The organism is Mucilaginibacter terrenus, assembly GCF_003432065.1.
GTDB classification, from domain to species: Bacteria; Bacteroidota; Bacteroidia; order Sphingobacteriales; family Sphingobacteriaceae; genus Mucilaginibacter; species Mucilaginibacter terrenus.
In genome coordinates this window covers 566,848-588,284 of sequence record NZ_QWDE01000001.1, presented here as the reverse complement: position 1 = coordinate 588,284, position 21,437 = coordinate 566,848, and the positions used below count along the sequence as shown (strand labels likewise).

The following is a 21,437-nucleotide window of genomic DNA, read 5'->3' as shown; positions in this document are numbered from 1 at the left end:
GTAAAGGAGCGCTATTTCAGCAATGGATTCCGCTCCTTTGCAAATACATTATAAACCATTTTGTCCAGCAACGCCGGGAAGAACTTGCTCATGAGAACGGTGAGCTTACCTTGACGAGTCATGATTAGCGTACGTTTGCGGGCTTCTATACCATTCGATATAATGGTAGCTACCTCGTCAGACGTCATCATTTTATCTTCTTCAAGGGTACTTTCGCCTTGTGGTGTACCTTTTTGGTTAAGTGCAGTATTACGGATATTTGATGCTGTAAAGCCCGGACAGGCCACCATTACGTGTACGCCCGTTTTAAGGTTTTCTTCACGCAAGGAGTCCATAAAGCCATTCATCGCAAACTTGCTCGCTGAGTAGCCAGACCTTCCCGGGAGCCCTTTGTAACCGGCTATTGATGACACAGCAACAATACTTCCTTGTGTTTTTAATACTTCCGGCAACGCGTACTTGGTGCAATAAACCGTTCCCCAGAAGTTAACATCCATCAGGCTTTTTAGAACACTAAGGTCGGCGTCTTTGAAGAGCGCGCGCATAGATATTCCCGCATTGTTAATTAATACATCTACCCTGCCAAAAGTGAGCACCGCTTGTTTAATCAGCATGGCGCAATCATCTGCTACGGTCACATCACACTGAACTGCAACCGCGCGAACATGATGCTGCGTTTCGATGTTTTGCGCTAAGGTGCATAATGTTACATACTGGCGTGCGCCTAACACCAGGTTAGCGCCTCGTTTGGCAAGTTCTATAGCTAAGGATTTCCCGATGCCGGAAGAGGCACCGGTAATAACAACTACTTTATCTTTCAACTTCATATTTCGGGGCAAATAGCTGCGGCACGCCCGGAAGTTTTATCTCCGGCATGCTGAACATATATTTGCCGGCGAATATAAACATAGCGCCGTAAAAGTGCCTGATATAGCTCCATGTAAATTTGGACTGCACCTGCTTCCTGAAGTTGATGATATAGGTTTTTGGAAAGTAATAATTCTTGTAACCCGCAAGCCTGATCCGGTAAGAAAGGTCGATATCATGGCCAAAGTAGGCGAAACGCTCGTCTAGGCCACCAACCTGCTGTAGTACAGAATTGCGTAATAACATGAATGCGCCATTCACTACGTCTACTTCGGCGGTTTCAAATTCATCTACCCAGTTGTCTTTGAGATGCTTATATATTCTTGATTTAGGGAACTGTTTAGCTAGCCCTGTAATGCTGAAAAAGCCTTCCCATGTACGGTTAAAGCCCCTCCGCGCGATGTGCAGGAAACGGCCCTGAGGTGTAAGCATCCTCACACCCAAAGCACCTGCATCCTGGTGCATATCCATGAAAGATAATGTGCTTTCCAGCGTGTTGCTGGCGGTTATTGTATCCGCATTGACCAGTAAAACATACTCGCCTCTTGCGCTGCTTAACGCCAGATTGCGACTTTTAGCAACGCCCAAGGTTTTCTCGTTCACAATCAGTGCGTTGTCTGCAAACTCTTTATGAACCATGGCAACAGACCTGTCTGTGGACGCATCATCAACTATAATTAACTCATAGTCAATGTTGTTACATGCAGTAGTTAAAGAATTTAACGATTGTTTTAGCAGCGCGCACATATTGTAGTTAACTACAATAACCGAGAGTTTCATAAGCGTCAGGATAATGAATTTTCGTACGGTACACGGGTCACTATAGATCTTCCTAAAGTAATCTCGTCCACGTACTCTAATTCACCTCCAAACGCTATGCCACGCGCTATGGTGGAGATATTTATACTGAATTGCTTCAATTTTTTATGCAGGTAAAATATGGTGGTATCACCCTCCATGGTTGCGCTTAACGCAAAGATAACTTCTTTAACGCCACCGTCCTTTAGCCGCTCTACCAGAGTATCAACCTCAAGATCTGCCGGGCCTATGCCATCCATGGGTGATATCAAGCCGCCCAAAACATGATACACACCATTATACTGGCTGGTGTTTTCTATCGCCATCACATCACGGGTGTCTTCCACAACACAAATAATCGAATGATCGCGCTTTGGTGAAGCGCAGATCTCACAAACCGCCTGATCTGATATATTATGGCAGGTTTGGCAAAACTGTATCTCGTTGCGAAGCCGGCTTATCGCGCTGCTGAAACGCGCCACGTCTTCCTTGTCGCGGTTAAGCAAATGCAGCACAAGCCTTAAGGCGGTCTTCTGCCCTACGCCCGGCAATTTAGAAAACTCAGCAACGGCATCCTCCAGCAGTTTTGACGAAAAATTCATTACGCGAAGTTAAACGTTTTAATAGATAAAATGACTTGATCCGGAGCAACACCATAGTCATATTTCATTATGTAAATTCCGGCTGCACGTGTCCCGGGTGTCCCGCTTAGCAAGCGAGACACCCGGGACAGCTAAAATATGTAACTCACAGGCTTACAGTTGATTGTCAGTATCAAGCGGGACACCTCGGGACAGTACAAAAACTTCAGGTAAAATTTGTAAATATTTATATTTCAATAATATGTGGTTTTAACGCCACTTGTCGACATAATGATTGGAACACCTAAAGCGGGACACTTTTAAATGCTATATAGGAAGCAATCTTCTGCAGATATATTAGCTACATAACAAGAAGAGGCACCTTAAAGCGCCTCTTTCTGATACATTGTTAAAGATGTGGCCTACTCGCTTCTCAGGCTCTTTACAGGATTGCTCAACGCCGCTTTTATGGCCTGCCAGCTAACGGTGGTGAGCGTAACCAATAAGCTGATGAGTATAGTTGCCGCAAATACCCAGGGGCTGATATCTGTATGGTAAGTGTACCGGCTAAGCCAGTCACTCATGAAGTAATAGCTTACGCCTGCGCCTATTACAAAAGCAATAAGTACCAGCACTACAAATTCTTTTGAAAGGCTATACCATAAATGCGCAGTTGTGGCGCCAAGCACTTTACGGATGCCTATCTCTTTACGACGCTGTTCTGCCGAGAATGATGCCAACCCGAACAAACCTAAACATGATATAACAATTGCCAGCACCGTAAAAGAATTGGCCAGCGTACCCAGCAATTGCTCGGTACGGAACTTTTCGCCGTACAACTCATCTAAAAACTTGTATTCAAACGGGTACTCAGGGTTGTACTTTTTGTAAACAGCTTCCAGTTTGCTTAATGCTGATGACACAGAGATACGCGAATTAAGCCGCAGATTTGCTGTCCCATTCCAGTCTTTCATAAAGCCCACTATTAAAGGGTTTATTGGTTCGGACGGGCTGCCTTGTATAAAGTCCTTCATAATCCCTATAACTACCCTGTCCTGCCCCTGCCACTTTACTTTTGTACCTAAGGGACTCTTGAGGCGCATAAGCTTAACGGCGGCCTCGTTCATTAGAATAGCGAGGGTATCACTTGGCCTGCCCTCTTCAAAGTCGCGTCCCTCCGCCATTTTCACACCAAAAGTATTGGTAAAATGGTAAGTGGTAACAATTTGGTCAATAGGCGTCTTGTCTTCTCCCGGGAGTTGCCCTGGCCACGTAATGCCCCACGACGAACTGTTGCGGGTGGAAATTGTGCCTGATGTTGCGGAGCCATCTACAATGGCACCTGCCTCAATAGCATCTCGCCTGAACAGTTCAAACTTGTCGTATAACTTCCCTTCCTGTGAAACTTCTATTACGCCATTTCTGTCGTATCCTGCAGGCTTGTTTTTTATGTATTGTATTTGTTTGTAGATAAGAATGGTAGAAAGGATAAGGCAGGTGGCAAATACAAACTGCAGGGTAACCAGTACCTGCCTGGGCCGTAAGGTTGCGTTACCGGTTTTATTAAGCCCTTTAAGCACCTTAACCGGCTTAAATGATGAAAGGAACAAGGCAGGGTAACTGCCCGCTATAATGCCGGTTATCAGTATAATGCCTGTTGCTGCTATCCAAAATTGTGGCAGGTGGTAAGGTATTGCCAGGTTTTTGTGAATAATGCTGTTAAAGTAATCTAACAGAATAGTCACCAAAACAATTGCGAAAACAAAGGATACGGCCGACATAAGCAGCGACTCGCCCAAAAATTGTTTTACAATGGCAAAGCGCCTTGCGCCTACCACTTTACGTACACCAACTTCGCGGGCCCGGTTTTCTGACCGGGCGGTGGACAGGTTCATAAAATTAATACAGGCAATAAGCAGGATGCCCAATGCCAGGAACATAAAAAGCCTTACATATTGTATTGCACCACCAACGCTTACCCCATTCTTAAATTCGCTATACAGGTGTAAACGCTCAAAAGGATATAAGAAAAGCTTATTCTCTTTGTCGGCACTGTTATACTTCTCTATGGTGCCGGCCAGTTTAGCATTTAAACGGGCTACATCTATACCTGGCTTTACAAGCGCATAGGTCTTAAAGGAAAAGTTGCCCCACGAGTAGTTTTTGACCCACGGTTGGTTTGCTTCCAGCCCGGCCCATGATCCAAAAACCTTGAATTTAAATGAGCCGTTTTCAGGCAGATCTTTATACAAGCCGGATACCATCACCGTACCCGTCGTGTTAAATTTGAGTGTTTTACCTATCGGATCTTCCGTGCCAAATAAAGCTTTAGCTGCCGACTCAGAAATAATTACCGACTGAACGTTGCTGAAAACATCCTGTCGTTTGCCTTTTAGAAGTTTTATAGTAAAAATATCCAAAAAATCGGGATCAGCAGAGATCATCTCCAGCTTTAACGATTTGTTCTTATAGCCAAAAAGGTTATCATAGGCCCAGTTTGTCCTGGCAACTTTTTCAAGCTCCGGGAAATCTTTGCGTATAGCTGCTGCAATTGGTACGGACATGCCGTTGGTGGTGATCAATTCGCCGCTTGCTGCCTGGTTGCGGAATAACTGATAGATGCGATCGCCTTTCTCGTGGTACTTGTTAAAGGTAAATTCATTATACACATACAACAGCAGCATAAAACTTACCGCCATGCCAATACCCAGCCCGCCTATGTTTATAAAGCTATATAGTTTATGCCTGGTAATATTGCGCCAGGCTATTTTAAAGTAATTCGTCAGCATATATTTGCTAGTCCTTTTATTCTGTTAATCTCAGGAGTTAGATTACCCGCTTATTCCGTTTTTAAACTTTTAACCGGGTTTGCTGCTGCAGCTTTTACCGTTTGAAAACTTGATGTAAACAACGCTGCTACAAGCATACCTGCGCCGCTAAGCACAAATACCCACCAACTGATTGGCGTACGGTCTACAAAGTTCTCAGTCCATTTCTGCATAGCATAATAAGCAATTGGTGTAACCAGTACAAATGCAAGCACAATAAGCCAAATCAATTCTTTAGATAATAAAGCAACAATTTGCCCTACCGAAGCACCCAGTACCTTACGTACGCCGATTTCTTTAGTACGTTGGCCGGTAGTATACATAGCAAGGCCAAGCAGGCCAAGGCAGCTAATAAATACCGATAAGCCGGTTGCCCATGTTAGCAGCCTGGTTGTATTTTGTTCCACAGTATAAAATTTCGCAATCGCTTCATCATAAAACGTGTACTCGAAATCATCTTCCGGGTATATGTTTTTCCATGTGGAGCCTATTTTATCCAGCGCAGTTGTCCATTCTGTTCCACCGGCAGTTTGCGGTTTTAAAGCAATATGCAGCGTGCGGTTATTCCATTTGTTACGGAAAGGTTGTAAAATAACCAGCGGGCGGATAGCCGAGTGAAGGGATTTCTGGTAAAAGTCATTCGCCACACCTATTATTTCCATTTTTCTGTCGTTATAGTCTAATACCTTTCCTATCGCATCAGCCGGATTTCTGAAGCCGAGCGTCTTCGCGTAAGTATTATTAATTACAAATGCTCTGCCGGTATCTGCAGGCTGCAAGCTGCGCCCGGCCAATAGTTTGATGTTATAAAGTTTGATATAGTTCTCGTCGCCAAACTTTTGTTCAACATCGGTTTTTACTTCTTTTTTACCGTCGGTATACTTTGCCGTGGTAGAGTTTGTATTGGATGATGAAGGCGCCGCGCCGCCAACACTTACCATTTGTACCTGGGGCATGTTGCGTACGGCATTTAAAAATACCTGCTGTTTATCTGTACCAAGGCTCTTAAACGGCGTGGAGATATTTACAATAGCATCTTTCTTAAAGCCCAGGTCCTTATTTAGCGCGTAATATATCTGCTTACTTACCAGTACTGTAGCCATGATAAAGAACTGTGCAATAACAAACTGCGTAACCGTTAACGATTTGCGAAGTACGGCGTTGCGGGTTTTGCCGGCCAAGCTGTTTGCCTGGGTTTTTAGCACAGCCACAGGCTTATAGCCTGAAAGGACCAAGGCAGGATAAAAGCCAGACAAAAGGCTTACTCCTATAGTCAGAACGATGAGAAAAATTACAAGATCTGGCTGATGAATTAAGTTTGCACTAATACCCGGCGGAATAAAATCTGCAAAAAGTTTTAAAATCACTGGGGCTATACAAACAGATATAATAACAGCTAGCAACGTTACCAGGAAGGTTTCACTTAAAAACTGCATGATAAGCTGGCTGCGCGTACTACCCATTGTTTTGCGTATACCAATCTCCTTAGCTCTCTGTGATGCCTGCGCAGTAGTAAGGTTAATAAAGTTGATGCAACCAAGCACCAGCAGGAAAGCGCCAATAATAAGCAAACCATACAAGGTGGTGAGGCTTACCGTACTGCCGTTATCAAACGGAAAGTACTGCTGACTAAAGTGCAGATTGGCAAGTGGCTGCAAGCTGAACGACTGTGAGTTGCCCTTATCTTCAGCCTTCGGCGGATTGTACTTTTTCAGCAGATCATTAATCTTGCGGGTGATAACCTGTGGCGACACTCTTGGGTTAAGTTTAACAAACAGCTGAGATGCAGATGTAGTACTCCCCCACTCGGTAAGCTGCATATTATCTTTCCAGGCAGGCACAGTGTTACCGGATGAATAAGATATGAAATCTGTGAAAGCAAAGTCGGTATTCGCCGGCAGGCTTTGTACGACGCCGCTCACTGTAGTTTTAATGGTATCCTCATAAATTACTTCACGGCCAATTATACGGTCATATGGCACATTGGGGAAATAAAGCTGCGCCCTCTGCGATGTTATTACCAATTGGTTAGGCCTATTTAGCGCTGATTTTGCCGAGCCTGCCAGCCAGTTGTAATGAAACAGGTTGAAGTACTGCCCGTCAGCAAGAACGATGTTCTTTTCTTTCTTTAGCGTTAGCTCTGCCCCATGCTCACCGGGTACGTTCACCTTAGTTTCCCATAGGGTAAAAAATGGTGCAGACTGATCTACACCCGGTACCTGGTTTTTTACAGCTACCGTTAAAGGACCGCATACACCACCGTTGTACCCCGGGTTACCCGCAAACGAATAGTTGGTAACAATGCGGTACACATTACTGGTATCGTTGTCAAACCGGTTAAAGTTTAAATCAAACTGCACAATGAGGTAGATGACTACCGCAGCACTAATACCAATGGATAAGCCCACCACATTTATAAACGTGAATAGTTTGTGTTTGCGGAAGCTCCTGAGAGCTATTTTGAAGTAGTTCTTTATCATTACGGATGGATATATTAATGTTGTAACGAGATACTGGTGCAATCCCCCCAGCTTCTTAGAAGCCGTGTATTACTTTACTCTGTTTTTAAACTTTTTACCGGATTAGCGATAGCTGCCTTTACTGATTGAAAGCTGATGGTTACAAAAGCAATTAATATTGCTCCGCCACCTGCCACGGCAAACACCCACCACTTTACATTATCATGATAGGCAAAGCCCTGTAAAAACCATTGCTGCATAAACAGCCAGGCAAGCGGTGATGCCACCAGTATAGAAATAATTACCAATTTGATAAAATCGCGGGATAACATACCTACTATTATAGATGTGCTTGCACCCAGTACCTTGCGGATGCCTATCTCTTTAGTGCGCTGCTCTGCAGCATAAGCTGCCAAACCAAATAACCCCAGGCAGGCGATGATAATAGCCATAGAAGTAAACGCGATGAATATGCCGCCCATGCGCTGCTCTGTACGGTAAGTACGGTCGAAGTCTTCATCCATAAATGAATAGCTAAACTCCTGGTTTGGCGATACCGATTGCCACTTAGATTTTATCTGCTTCATTACGCTGCCTACGTCAGCAGCACCAATACGCACAGCCAGAGCTCCGCGGTTTTCATTTAACTTGAACAATAATGGCGAAATGTTCTCGCGCAGAGAATTGAAATTAAAATCTTTAACAACACCCACAATAGTATAGCGCTTTAATACTTTACCCATATTATCCTGAACGCCCACAATTTCTTTGTTGGATGCATCACGCCAGCCAAGTAACCTGGCCGCAGCTTCGTTAACTATTACTGCCGCGGTATCGGTCTTCATGTCTTTGGAGAAGTTGCGGCCATAAGCCATTTTCATCCCCATGGTTGGTATGTAATCTTCATCAATATCCCATACCTGTGAGGTAACTGCCTCCTTCATGTTTAAAGATGCATCCTTAAAAAAAGTTGTACTGTTTCGCCAGCTGTTCGTCGGTATAAAACCTGTCATGGTAGAACTTATTACACCGGGTAACGTCCTTACTTCCTGTTTAAAAACTTTACTGTTGTTGCCAAGAATATCCGTGTTATGAACTACCAATACCTGGTCGCGATTAAAGCCGAGGTCTTTACTTTGAATATACTTTAGCTGATGGTAAATTACCAGCGTACCAATAATGAGGAAAACGGAAATTGAAAATTGGAAAACCACCAGAAAGCTGCGCAGGAACCCGCCTTTAAAACCTGATGACAATTTACCCTTAAGCACCTGCACAGGCTGAAAAGCGGAAAGGAAGAACGCCGGGTAAGAACCGGCCAGGCAGCCAATTACCAGCACTACAACCAATAAGGATGGCAGCAGCCATAACATAGTAGCTGTGTCTATTAACAGTTGTTTGTCTGCCATTTGGTTGAACAGCGGCAGTAAAGCCCAAGCCCCGGCGAGGGCAATTAATGTTGCAAAAAATGTTACAATTACAGATTCCGACAAAAATTGCGATATCAATTGCTTGCGTGATGACCCCAGTACCTTACGCACACCTACCTCGCGCGCCCGGTTTGCCGAACGTGCTGTAGAAAGGTTCATGAAGTTTACACACGCGATAAGCAAGATGAATATAGCAACTGCCGAGAATATATACACGTATTGTATGTTGCCATTTGCTGATAGTTCGGCAATGTCGCTGGAGTACAAGTGGATCTTTTTTAACGGCATTAGCTGGAGATGGTAGTAGTCTCCGTTTGCCTCGAACTTGTCATAATCCATGTGCACAGCCGCTTGTAGCTGCCCACCCACGTATTTACGTACCATGGACGGAAACTTGGCAGCCATGCGGTTTACATCGGTGCCTTGTTTTACCAGCACATAAGTGTTGAAGTTGTTGCTAAGCCATGCACCATTTTTACTCTCGTCCAGGCCGCTCATCGCTAAAAAGAAATCATAGTTAAAGTGCGAGCGCCTGGGCACATCTTTAATCACAGCGCCTACTTTGTACAGCAGGGTATCATTAAGGGTAAGTGTTTTGCCTACAGCATTCGCGGTTGCAAAGTATTTAACCGCCATACTCTCAGTTATTACAGCGTTCTTAGGCTCAGCAAGCGCTTTTACGGGATTGCCGTATAATGCAGGTAGCGTAAATACATTAAAGATGGAAGGATCGGCAAACACGAAGTGTGCCTCCTGGATGTTGTGGTCGCCTTTACGAACTTTATATCCACCGCGGTCCCGAAAGCGTGCAATGTCCTCAACTTCAGGAAGGTCATGCCTGAACGCCTCTGCCAGGGGCGCCGGAGACACGGCATAGTTGTTTACCGAACCGCCAAACTTTATATCATTGTTCACCCGGTAAATGCGATTTGCATTGGTGTTGTAGCTATCGTAACCGAGTTCATCTACCACGTAAAACACGATGAGCATACATACACAGAGGCCAAGCGCAAGGCCTAAAATGTTAATTGCAGTAAATCCTTTATTTTTTGTAAGGCTTCGTAAAGCACTTTTTAAATAGTTTTTAAACATTGCCTATAAAACTGAACTGTGATAAATATTTATGTTACTTAGGTTGCCATTACTCGCTTCTTAGACTCTTTACCGGGTTGGCCAGCGCTGCCTTAACCGACTGGAAGCTCACCGTGATAAACGCAACCATAAGCGCTATTGCCCCTGCAAGTGCAAACACCCACCAGGAGATCTCCACCCTGTACGCAAACTCTTGCAGCCACTTGCTCATGGCATACCACGTTACCGGGACAGAGATGACAATGGCTATTGCAACCAGCTTTAAAAATTGCGCAGACAACATTCCTGTAATAGAACCCGACGATGCACCTAAAACCTTACGGATGCCTATTTCTTTTACCCGCTGGCGTATGCTAAAGGCAGACAGGCCGAATAAGCCAAGGCTCGCAATAATTACAGCCAATACCGCAAACGAGGTGAATATTTTACCTGTACGCTCTTCCGCACTGTATAGCGAGGCAAACTGATCATCAAGAAAACTGTAGCTGAAGGGCCCGTCGGCATGGTAGCTGTCCCATTGTCCTTTTAGGTCGGCTATAAGACCCTTCAGGTCGGCGGTTTTTACTTTTACCATAATGGTACCATTGCTATGGCCGTAAAGCATCATTAATGGCGCTATTTTCTCCTTTGCAGATGAGTAATGGAAATCTTTCATTACGCCTATGATGTTAAACTCACGCTGACCAGAACGCACTATAGTACGCCCGATTGGGTCGGTGTTGGCCAGGCCAAGTTCTTTTATAGCAGCCTCATTCACAATCACAGCTGATGAGTCGGATTTTGAGGCAGGCATAAAATTGCGTCCCTTAGCCATCTTGATGCCCATAGTGGGCAGATAATCTTCGTCGATATGATAAATATTGGCATGTACTTCCGAGTGTTCCTGCCCGGCTGTTGTTGGCTTTAAATAGATCTGAGTGCCATCTGAGGTGCGGATAGGCACATCGCTGCTGATGGTAGCTTTCACCACCCGTTTGTCGCGCATCAATTGATCTTTAAACGGAACAAGATTGTTGCCCAGCGTATAGGTATCGTTAATTACCAGCACCTGTTCCTTGTCGTAACCCAGCTTTTGGTTCTGCATAAAACTTAGTTGCTGATAAACCACTATTGTTGCAATAATGAACGCAGTAGATATAAAGAACTGTACCACAATCAAACCGCTGCGGAGCATACTTTTGCTGCTTTTGATTGTGGCACCTTTGAGTACCGTCAACACTTGAAAAGACGACAGGAAAAAAGCCGGGTAAATACCTGCAGCTACGCCAACTATAAGCGCAATCACAAGTTCTACAGCTATTGCTTTGTAGTTGAGGTAAAACAACATGCCAATGTTTTTGCCGGATACCTCATTAAAGTAGGGCAGCAACATGTAAACCAAGCCTAAGCCAATGGCCATCGCCAGTAAGGTGAGCAGTACACTCTCGGTAAGAAATTGAGAAATAAGGTTACCCTTCAGCGACCCCAGCACTTTACGGATACCAACCTCTTTACCCCGTTTTGAAGACGCCGCTGTAGACAGATTGGTAAAGTTTATACCAGCCAGTACCAGTATAAAGGCAGCCAACGCACCAAATATGTAAACGTATGCTATATCGCCGTTGCCCTCACGTTCGAATTTGGTGTGCGAATGCAGGTGGATATCAGTAACCGGCTCCAGGCTGAACAGGAAGGTATTCACCGCCTTCTGTGCTTCCGCAAGGCTTACGCCCATGTCATGCTGTGTTTCGGGTACTACATATTTAGCTACCAGTTGTGGAAATTTCGCTTCCAGAGATTTAACGTTGGTGCCGGGGCGCAACAATAGGTAAGTGTAGTATCCAATATTGCTCCAGGTTTGCCGCCGCCCTGCGGTGTAGGTGATGTTACTAATAATTGCATCCGCGTGGAAGTGTGTATTATCCGGAATTTTGTTAATGATTCCGGTTACCCTGGTTGGTTTTTTACTAACGAGCAGGGTTTTTCCCAATGCCGGTTCATCTCCAAAATACTTTTTAGCCATTTCCTTTGTCAGCACAATGCTGTTTGGCTCGGAAAGGGCGCGTTTGCTATCGCCCTCTGTTAATGGCAGACCAAACAACTCTGCAAAGTTTGCATCGGCCATAATTAAGCCGCCCTCTTTAAATTGCTTGTTGTTGTATTCAACAAACATGGACGGAAGGCCAGCCATACGGGTAAAATCTTTAACGTCGCCAAAAGCATTTTTCATCCCCTCGCCTACAGCAATATCAACCATGGGGTATTCGTCTGAACCGCCGTTAGACAGGGTTGTGAGGTTTACACGATAGAGCTGTTTGGCGTTGGGCGAATAAGTATCGTAAGTAAGCTCCTGGTAGAGATACCCGGCAATAAGCATGCAGGAGGCCAAACCTACCGCAAGGCCGAAAGTGTTTATAAAAGAGAAAACCTTGTTTTTGGTCAGGCTTCTCCAGGCAATAACTATATAATTTTTTATCATGGTAGTATAGGGTCTCACTTCAACATGTAAAAGCAATACCAAACTTATAAGTTACTGATTTACAATTTTTTATGATAAATATATTACATAGCAGTGTTCGCAAGTGTAACAGCCTATGTACGGTTATGATACAGTGCAAAGGAGGTGGCGCATGCCTATGTTTGTGGGCTGAAACAGTTTCAATTCCACGTACAAAAAAGTCCCGTACAAAACTGCACGGGACCCCTGTTGACATGAACTTTAGAATTTATTTTCCTTACCGAAGGAAAGCTACTCCGAACGTAAGCTCTTCACCGGGTTAGCAAGCGCGGCCTTCACCGCCTGGAAGCTCACGGTACTTATAGCAATAAACACCGTGATAATGCCGGATAGTGCCACCATCCACCAGCTAAGGGTTATGCGGTATTCAAACTTTTGCAGCCAGCCGTGCATTGCCCATACCGATATAGGGCCGGCTAATACTATAGCTATCGCAACCAGTATCATGAAATCTTTAGACAGCAATGTTGTTAAATTAAACACTGATGCACCAAGAACTTTCCTCACTCCTATTTCTTTTACGCGCTGTTCTGCTGCGTAAGCAGCCAGGCCGAAAAGGCCAAGGCAGGAAATAACAATTGCCAAGCCGCCAAACAAGTTAGCTAGTGTGGCCAGCAGTTTCTCATCTGCAAATTTCTTTTCAAAATCTGCATCAACAAAGCGGATATCAGCAGGATAATTAGGGTTCACGGCTTTAAGTCCTTTTGTAACCGCTTCTATATTAGCGGTAATACTCCGAGCCGGGTTCAACCGCAGGTTTATAAAGTTGCCATTGTCTCCCGAGTACTGGGTGATCATCGGTCGGCGTTTATCATAAGGCGAACCCCATACAAAGTCTTTATATACCCCAACTACCGTCATTGGGCTATCTCCCCATTTGATGATAGTCCCTACAGGATTTTTTATATTCATTACAGCAACGGCGCTTTCGTTAATAAGCACTGTTTTACGTGCAGTATCCAGCTGGTTTCCTTCAGAAAACTCCCTACCCTGCAGCAACTTTACCCCGGCTGTTTTTGTAAAATCGTTCCCGGCTGCAAACACATCAAACAAAATGGTTTGGTCGTCGCGTTTGCCCGGCCAGCTTATTCCCCAAGTATTATTTCCGGATTCGGTGATACCGGCTGAAAAAACTGTACCTGCCGTTATTGCTCCGGAATTTTTTAACTGTGTAATAAAAACCCCTGCATTCTTCTTCAGGTCGCCCTCAATAGGTATTTCTACCAGGTTGTTCTTATCAAAACCTGTGGGATTGTTCTGTACATACTTTAATTGCGTATAAATAACTATAGTAGCAGTTATCAGGAACACGGCAAAGCCAAACTGTACCACCACTAAAACTTTACGCAATGGCAGTGCAGCGCTGCCACCTTTAAATATCCCCTTCAATACCTTTATAGGCTCAAAAGAGGAAAGATAAAAAGCAGGGTAACTGCCGGCTAAAAGCCCTGTAACAAGCGCTATACCTAACAGCACAGCCCAGGCAAGCGGCTGCCCGTAAGGTAACTGAAGCTTTATCCCCAAAACATCGTTAAAGAATGGCAAACAAGCGAGCACGATAATAAGCGCCCCAACTGTTGATACAAATGATAGTATGACGGACTCGGTGATGAACTGGCTGATAAGTGAGCCCCTGCCGGAGCCGATTGCTTTGCGGATGCCTACTTCTTTAGCACGTTCTTCAGAACGCGCGGTAGACAAGTTCATGAAATTAACACAGGCAACCAGCAGTATGCAAATGGCCAGGGTAATAAACAGGCGGATGTTCTCTATCATGCCGCCAACTACCTTGCCATCTTCAAATTTTGAATACAAGTGCATTTTAGAGAATGGATACAGGAACAGCTGATTTTTATTGCCATCATTATGACGGCCAACCATACCTGCCATTACGCGGTTAGCGCGATCAGGTGCAACACCATCTTTTAATTGCACAATGGTACGGGCAAAGTTGCTTCCCCAACCGGAGTTTTTTGCCCAGGCATTCGCGTCTTCAAACATAGCCCATGGCAAAACAAACTCAAATTGAAAAGATGCGTTTGCGGGTACATCTTCAATAACGCCGGTAACTTTAAGCGGCAGTTGTCCGTTGCGTTTTACCACCTTGTTCATCGGGTCCTCGTTGCCAAACAGCGTTTTGGCCAGCGATCGTGTAACTATTATAGAATTGGGAAGCTTAAGCGCCTCTCCCGCATTACCCTCGATAAAGTGATAAGTAAATATATTAAAGAAGCCATCATCAGCAAACATGCCTTTCTTTTTAAAGCTGTTGTCTTTGTAAGTGAGCAGTCCTTCGGCCGTATACGTTATCGTCCTTACAGAACGTACAGCATCAGGTACCTCAGACTTTATAGCTGCAGAAAGCTCACCAGGCGTTGAAGCAAAGGTGTATATTTTACCATCGCCTGGCTGGTTGTTCTCAACTATGTAAATGTTATCCAGGTTGTCAAACTGCTTATCATAGTTGAGATGGTAAGTTACATACAGGGTAAGCAGCAAACAGCTGGCAATACCAAGCGCAAGCCCGCCTGCGTTCAACAGTGAAAAACCTTTGTGCTTAACAATGCTTCTCCACGAAATCTTGAGGTAATTTTTTAACATATTGATGAGGGTTGATGTTTATGCCAAAACCGCAGGGCGGTTGCCCTGCGGTGGTTAATATTTTCACGCGAAGCCGAATCGGGGCGCAAAGAACCTGTCATAATGCCTTACGCTTTAGCTTACTTCGCGCGAAAATATTTTAAAGTTTTATTGTGTTACGCTTACGCTGCCGTTACCGCGCACTTCTACAAGTGAGCCGCCACCGTTAACCTTACCTACTACGCGTTCTTTGTCTTTTTCTCCCTGGAAACCGCTGCCATTGTAGCTTACACGATCGCCGCGGACGTCAAGGTCAACACCTTGCGAAGATGGCAAACGCAGGTCTACATGGCCCGAGCTGGCATCTATCTTTACGTATTTGCCCACTTTTACCATGGAAGCATGTATGCTGCCCGCGCTGGTAGACGCATCTAAACTGCCGGACATGTTGTTGATGTTCACACTGCCACCGCTGGTGCCGGTAACCAGTTCACCATCAATGTCGCTGGCGCTTATACTGCCACCGCTGGTACTTGCATTTATGGTTCCCTTAAGGTCGTTAAGCTTTAAAGATCCGCCACTGGTTACCAGTCTTATCCTGCCATCGCAGTTACTTGCGCTGATGCTTCCGCCGCTGGTTACCAATTCAATGTCCTGCTTGGAATTGCTCACGTGAATGCTGCCACCGCTTGTAGTACCTTTTATTGAGCCAACCACGTTATCTACATGCAGGCTGCCACCGCTTGTAGTGAAGTTCTGGCTTCCGCTTAGGTTATCCAGGTGGATACTGCCGCCGCTGGTGGTCAAATTAGTTGCCGACTGCCTGTTAACGTATATGCGGAAGCCGATGCTTAATGATTTACGCCAGTCAATATTGTTGCGCTTGTTTCTGGCAGTTGCATGCAGTTCTCCGTCGTGAACATCTATATCCAGTGTGTAGTTTTCCTCAAGGCGTTTTTGTATTTCGTCTTTACTCAGGTCGTTGTTGCCGTTGTTGCCATTAATATAAACTTCTATCCGGGGTTCTTGCCCGGTAGCACCGCTAACCGTGATGCTGCCGCCGCTTGTGCGTACAAATACATCCTTTACAGCCGAAGCTGATAATGACTTAGTTAAGAATGGTGTTTTATTATCCTGTGCTGAGGCCAGGAAAGCAGGTGTTGCAAGTAACAACAGCAATAAGGTCTTTTTCATAATGTTTAAGTTTATATCTATGAGACGTTCTGATTTTTTAAATAGTTGCATGCCAATGCAATTTCTTTTTATTCGCTTTTGAGGCTTTTTGCAGGGTTTGCCAGCGCTGCTTTGATTGATTGGATGCTAATAGTTGCCAGTGCAATAAGCGCTGCAACAACACCTGCAAGCAGGAATACCCACCAGCTTACGTTTATGCGGTATTCAAAGTCCTGCAGCCATTTGTTCATAGCAAACCACGCCATTGGGATAGCAATAATAGTTGCTATTACAACCAGCTTTATCAGATCTGCCGATAGCAGGCGCACAATGCTGGCCACACTTGCTCCTAAAACCTTGCGGATGCCTATCTCTTTCACCCGCTGCTCGGCTGTGAACGTTACGAGGCCAAACAGGCCCAGGCAAGCTATGCTAATTGCAAGTATGGTGAATATCAGCAATATAGAACCTTGCTTTTCCTCGGTTTGATATTGTGCAGCGAAATTCTGATCAAGAAAATGGAACTCAGGTTTGTCTTCTATATCAAATTTCCGGTAAGTGCGGGCAATAAAATCGAGCGAGGAATTTACGTTGTTCTTGCCAATACGCACATACAGATTATCCTTATCGTTAACGTCTGAAGGCATGGTCATGATCATAGGCATAATCTTATGCTGCAGCGAATAGGTATTAAAATCTTTAACCACACCTATAATAGTGCGCCTTATAGGTTCGCCATTATCGTTTTTACCTATGTAAACGCGACGGCCAACAGCATCCTTCCACCCCATTTTATCTGCCAGAGTTTGGTTTATTACGAGCGCGTCGTTTACGTCGTTGGTTATCTGCTTAGAAAAATTACGACCCTTGTTCATCTTTACTTCCAGCGTAGGCAACAGGTCTTCATCCACCATTAACGACTGAACCAAAATCCCATCCTGTGTTTCGGAACCATCAGGAGCGGTATTGAAACCTCTGCTGCCCATATTATTATTACCGATGGGATTACCTGCGGCGCCAACTGCTTCAATATTCCTGTTCTGCAGCAATTGCTGTTTTAAAGCGTCTATCTTAGGTCTTGCAGATTGGCTTAAGTGGAACGTTAAGGTTTGTTCTTTATTAAATCCGAGGTCGCGTGTCATGGCGTAGCGCAGCTGTTGGTAAATGATGCATGAACCAACTATCATAACAACCGTAACCACAAATTGAAACACCACAAGCGACTTTCGAAACAATATCGTAGAAATCTGATTGCCGAGTTGACCTTTCATAGCACTGATGGTACCAAAGCCAGAGAGGAAGAATGCCGGGTAGGCACCGCTAAGCAGGCCTACCACCAGACCAAATGCTGCAAAAAGCAGAACGGTGGTGACCTTACCGAATTGCAGCAACACCAGTGACTTGCCCGATAACTGATTAAAGTATGGCAAAGCAAATTGTATAATTACGGCAGCCATTAACATGGCTATAAAAGCAAGCAGTACAGATTCCGCAAAGAACATGATCATTAGCTGAGCCCTGTCACTACCGATTACGCGGCGTACCCCTATTTCCTTGAGCCTGATAGACGAGCGGGCTGTTGCCAGGTTTACGTAGTTGATAGCCGCAATTACCAGAATGAGTAGAGCTGTAATACCAAATACATAAATGTAGGTGATATTACCATTGGCCCCCAGCTCGTAACCCAAATTAGAGTGCAGGTGTATAGATGTTACAGGCTGTAACTCCATACTGAATGCCACATTGCTGAAATCTTTTTTGAGGTATTTATTGTAGAATTTGCCCGAAGATGCTTCAATGCCTTTGTTGTCGCCGGCATGTTTTAGCAAAACGTACGTGTATAGGAATGAATTACTCCACGGACCGTTAAAGTCAGCAGGCATTGACCGCAGTGCTTTAAACGAAAAGTGCGTATTCTCAGGAACATCCGCAATTACGCCGGTTACCGCAGTAGCAGTACCGTCAATGTCAATGTTTTGACCCACTGCGTTGCCGGCATTGCCAAAAACAGCCTCGGCTAACGTTTTGGTGAGCACAATGCTTTGCGGCTTGGTTAAAGCGCTCTCAGGATTTCCATAAAGAAAATGATGTGTAAAGATCTTGAAGAAACCAGCATCAGTAAACAACATGCTGCCTTCGTTTACCTGTTTGCTGCCAAACGTTATCTTTCCGCCGCCCTCAGCATCAATCCGCACGGCCTCTTCTACATTGGCAAAGTCGTTCTTTAATGCACCGGCATAGGGGGGCGCTGTAATTACCAGGTCAAACTGGCCGCCGTTCCATTTACCGTGCTGTACCACTCTATAAATGCGGTCGGCCTTGGTGTTGTAGCGGTCGTAACTTAATTCGTTTGTTACGTAGAGAGTTATCAACCAGAAAGCGGCCATGCCCACTGCAAGGCCAAATATATTGATGAAAGAAAAGACCCTGTGTTTCCGGACATTTCTCCAGGCTATTTTGAAGTAGTTTCTCAACATGGTAGTGTAATTTAGTACTTACTATCTAAATTACATACCAAACACACAAAATACTGTTTACAAGCAAGTTATCTATTAAAACAAAGCACCCCGCTGTACGCCTGTGTTACAGCGGGGTGTTCGGTTGCGATACATTTAGTAAGCGGTAGATAACGTCAACAAATATCAAGTGATTATCTGACTACTCCTACTTCTACTCGCTTCTTAAACTCTTTACCGGGTTTATCATGGCAGCCTTGACTGCCTGGAAGCTGATAGTCACAAATGCTATTATTACGGCTATTACGCCGGCTCCAAGGTACATCCACCATTGTATGCTGATGCGGTAGGCAAAATTTTCCAGCCATTTACCCATGAGCCATCCGCCTAGCGGTGCTGCAATCACAAGTGCAACAAGCACCAGCAAAATAAAGTCGCGTGAAAGCAGTGTAACAATGCCCGACACAGATGCACCCAACACCTTGCGGATGCCGATCTCTTTTCCTCTCTGCTCGGCAGTAAATGCTGCCAGGCCAAATAGCCCGAGTGATGAAATAATGATGGCTACAATGGCAAATACCGTCATCAAGCCGGATGTTTTTGCATCGTCATGGTATAACTTGTCGAACTCCTGATCCAGGAAGGTGTATTCAAGCGGCTCTGCGGGAAAATATTGGTCCCAAACTATTTTAAGCTGGGCAGCAATGTCGTTTTGCCGGCCGGGCGAAACTCCCACCAAAAAGGTGCTCGCGTAATCAGAGCGATTCTTGAAGATGGCAGGCCCAATCTTATCATGCATGCTCCGGAAGTTGAAGTCTTTAACTATCCCTATCACCTTACCCGTATCATCTTGTGATATAAAGCGCTGCCCTATGTATGGCTTGTGCAGGCCTAGTTCTTTAGCTGCCGTCTCGTTCAGTATAGAATTGTGTTGATCAGACGGATCATCTTTCCTGAACCATCTTCCCTGCACCAGATTAACTTTAACTATCCTTGCGTAATCTGGGTCGATGTTAAAGTAAGCCAGGGCGGGATCAAAATCCTTTTCGCGGCCATCCCAGTCTGCACCGCCTGATGATTGGTTTTGGTTATCCTGTATAGAACGCGCACCAAGAAGTGATACCGCGTTTATTGCTGGCCTGGTTAGCAGCGATTGTTTAATACTGGCAGCCAGCGCGTCACGTTCCTTATCTTTATACTTATAATACACCTTGATAGGCATGCTGAATGTAAGCACCTGATCGCGCTTGTAACCGGGGTCTTGCGAGTTTATAAAATTAAGCTGCCTGTAAATGGTGATAACACCAATGATGAGGAATATGGAGAAGGTGAACTGAACCACCACCAGGCCTTTTCTTAATGAACTATCCTTTACAAACAACACACTGCTGCCCCTGAAAATGTTCATCGGCTTAAAGGATGATAGCAGCATGGCCGGGTAAATGCTATTCAGAACAACGGCAACCAGCAAAGTGCCAAACAGTATAGACCAGACGTAAAATGATCCCAAAGATAGGACGAAGTTACGGCCGGTGAAGTCATTAAATGCCGGCAAACTTACCCAAATGACGAATACGGTGAGGATAAGCGAGAACAAGCTGATCAGCCCCGATTCGGCAATAAACTGAGCAAATAGCTGGCTGCGCCCTGCTCCTACTATTTTCTTTACGCTTACCTCTTTAGCGCGCAGGCTGGCGCGCGCGGTGGTAAGGTTGACATAGTTTATGCAGGCAATAAGCAGCAGCAGAATACCTAAAGCGACAAATATGTAAGTAACACGCTGGTTTCCATGTGTTAGAGAGGAACTTTGCAGATCATTTTCAAAGTGTAGTGCGGCAAGGTTAGTAAGCCCTATCTGCAGGTCGTCTTTATCTCTGTTCTTACGGATGATGGCTTTTATCTTTTTAGATACTGCCTTAAGGTTAGCACCCGGATTCAGCTTGACAAAAGTTAGGTAGTTAAAGTTTCCCCACTTAAGGTCATTATCCTTTTCGCGTTTGTTGGCTTGTTTTGCAGCAACGGGCATCAGTATGTCAAACGTAAAGCTGCTGCTTGCGGGTATGTCTTTTATAACGCCTTGTACCTGATAATTAAGGGTGTCTACCTTAATCATTTTACCAACGGCGTTGGTTGTATTGAAATATTTTTTGGCCTTGCTTTCTGTAAGAATGATGCTGTAGGGGTTGGCGTTGAAGGCATTTGCATTTCCGCTCACAAACTTATAGTCAAATACTTTAAACCAGTCGCCATCAACGTAAGCAGTTGTTTTTTCGGGAAAGAATTCGCCGTTTACGTTAAAGTAAATTGGCCGCCAGATGTTAGGTGCCATACGCGCAAGCGCAACAATCTCCGGCACATCCTTTTTTGCGTGTTCACCAAGCACATAAGGTGTATGCTCCCATACCCACGTCGTTTTTTTATCAACCGCGAGGTAGCTTTTTATACGAAAAATATTCGCATGGTCAGGCTGCTCTTTGTCGAAGTTAAACTCATTTTGCACCCAGATAAATATCAGCACTGCAGCAGCCATGCCTACTGCCAGCCCGCCAACGTTGATAATAGTTGTTGCCTTGTGGCTGCGCATATTACGCCAAGCGATTTTGAAATAGTTTTTTATCATCCGGACACGTATTATGAAGTTTATTAAATCACTAAATAGTCTTCTCAAATATGCTA

Annotated in this window: 11 protein-coding genes; all 11 read right to left on the bottom strand. The window is 44.8% G+C overall.

What is annotated here, in order from left to right; translation table 11 throughout:
* Nucleotides 1-11: 11 nt before the first annotated feature.
* The gene (locus DYU05_RS02385) at nt 12-827 is read right to left on the bottom strand and encodes an SDR family oxidoreductase (RefSeq protein ID WP_117381375.1); all 816 of its coding nucleotides are present in this window, start codon (nt 825-827) and stop codon (nt 12-14) included.
* Nucleotides 811-1,647 carry a glycosyltransferase family 2 protein gene (locus tag DYU05_RS02380; protein ID WP_117381374.1) on the bottom strand — a complete coding sequence of 279 codons (837 nt, stop codon included), beginning with the start codon at nt 1,645-1,647 and terminating at the stop codon, nt 811-813. The genes DYU05_RS02385 and DYU05_RS02380 overlap by 17 nt, the downstream gene beginning before the upstream one ends.
* A 5-nt stretch (nt 1,648-1,652) precedes the next feature.
* The gene (recR, locus tag DYU05_RS02375) at nt 1,653-2,267 is read right to left on the bottom strand and encodes a recombination mediator RecR (RefSeq protein WP_117381373.1); all 615 of its coding nucleotides are present in this window, start codon (nt 2,265-2,267) and stop codon (nt 1,653-1,655) included.
* Between the two features lie 401 nt (nt 2,268-2,668).
* Complete coding sequence (locus DYU05_RS02370; protein ID WP_117381372.1) at nt 2,669-5,035, bottom strand: ABC transporter permease; 2,367 nt, start codon at nt 5,033-5,035, stop codon at nt 2,669-2,671.
* A gap of 50 nt (nt 5,036-5,085) precedes the next feature.
* Entirely contained in the window at nt 5,086-7,554 is a 2,469-nt protein-coding gene (locus tag DYU05_RS02365) for an ABC transporter permease (protein ID WP_117381371.1), read from the bottom strand.
* Nucleotides 7,555-7,628: 74 nt separating this feature from the next.
* Nucleotides 7,629-10,055, bottom strand: coding sequence for an ABC transporter permease (locus tag DYU05_RS02360; RefSeq protein ID WP_117381370.1), 2,427 nt, complete (start codon nt 10,053-10,055; stop codon nt 7,629-7,631).
* Nucleotides 10,056-10,104: 49 nt separating this feature from the next.
* Nucleotides 10,105-12,513 (bottom strand): ABC transporter permease, encoded by a 2,409-nt coding sequence (locus DYU05_RS02355; protein ID WP_117381369.1) that lies wholly within the window; start codon nt 12,511-12,513, stop codon nt 10,105-10,107.
* Between the two features lie 270 nt (nt 12,514-12,783).
* On the bottom strand, nt 12,784-15,153 hold the full coding sequence (locus DYU05_RS02350) for an ABC transporter permease (protein ID WP_117381368.1): 2,370 nt from the start codon (nt 15,151-15,153) through the stop codon (nt 12,784-12,786).
* Between the two features lie 147 nt (nt 15,154-15,300).
* Nucleotides 15,301-16,326, bottom strand: a complete 1,026-nt coding sequence (locus DYU05_RS02345; RefSeq protein WP_117382925.1) for a DUF4097 family beta strand repeat-containing protein — start codon at nt 16,324-16,326, stop codon at nt 15,301-15,303.
* 68 nt (nt 16,327-16,394) lie between these two features.
* Nucleotides 16,395-18,782: an ABC transporter permease gene (locus DYU05_RS02340; RefSeq protein WP_117381367.1), complete on the bottom strand. Its 2,388-nt coding sequence runs from the start codon at nt 18,780-18,782 to the stop codon at nt 16,395-16,397.
* A gap of 193 nt (nt 18,783-18,975) precedes the next feature.
* The gene (locus tag DYU05_RS02335; RefSeq protein WP_117381366.1) at nt 18,976-21,381 is read right to left on the bottom strand and encodes an ABC transporter permease; all 2,406 of its coding nucleotides are present in this window, start codon (nt 21,379-21,381) and stop codon (nt 18,976-18,978) included.
* Nucleotides 21,382-21,437: the final 56 nt, after the last annotated feature.

What these genes read in the sequence shown, in the direction of transcription:
- DYU05_RS02385 (WP_117381375.1), bottom strand. Translation starts at nt 827, where the DNA reads ATGAAGTTGAAAGATAAAGTAGTTGTTATTACCGGTGCCTCTTCCGGC.
- DYU05_RS02380 (WP_117381374.1), bottom strand. Translation starts at nt 1,647, where the DNA reads ATGAAACTCTCGGTTATTGTAGTTAACTACAATATGTGCGCGCTGCTA.
- recR (WP_117381373.1), bottom strand. Translation starts at nt 2,267, where the DNA reads ATGAATTTTTCGTCAAAACTGCTGGAGGATGCCGTTGCTGAGTTTTCT.
- DYU05_RS02370 (WP_117381372.1), bottom strand. Translation starts at nt 5,035, where the DNA reads ATGCTGACGAATTACTTTAAAATAGCCTGGCGCAATATTACCAGGCAT.
- DYU05_RS02365 (WP_117381371.1), bottom strand. Translation starts at nt 7,554, where the DNA reads ATGATAAAGAACTACTTCAAAATAGCTCTCAGGAGCTTCCGCAAACAC.
- DYU05_RS02360 (WP_117381370.1), bottom strand. Translation starts at nt 10,055, where the DNA reads ATGTTTAAAAACTATTTAAAAAGTGCTTTACGAAGCCTTACAAAAAAT.
- DYU05_RS02355 (WP_117381369.1), bottom strand. Translation starts at nt 12,513, where the DNA reads ATGATAAAAAATTATATAGTTATTGCCTGGAGAAGCCTGACCAAAAAC.
- DYU05_RS02350 (WP_117381368.1), bottom strand. Translation starts at nt 15,153, where the DNA reads ATGTTAAAAAATTACCTCAAGATTTCGTGGAGAAGCATTGTTAAGCAC.
- DYU05_RS02345 (WP_117382925.1), bottom strand. Translation starts at nt 16,326, where the DNA reads ATGAAAAAGACCTTATTGCTGTTGTTACTTGCAACACCTGCTTTCCTG.
- DYU05_RS02340 (WP_117381367.1), bottom strand. Translation starts at nt 18,782, where the DNA reads ATGTTGAGAAACTACTTCAAAATAGCCTGGAGAAATGTCCGGAAACAC.
- DYU05_RS02335 (WP_117381366.1), bottom strand. Translation starts at nt 21,381, where the DNA reads ATGATAAAAAACTATTTCAAAATCGCTTGGCGTAATATGCGCAGCCAC.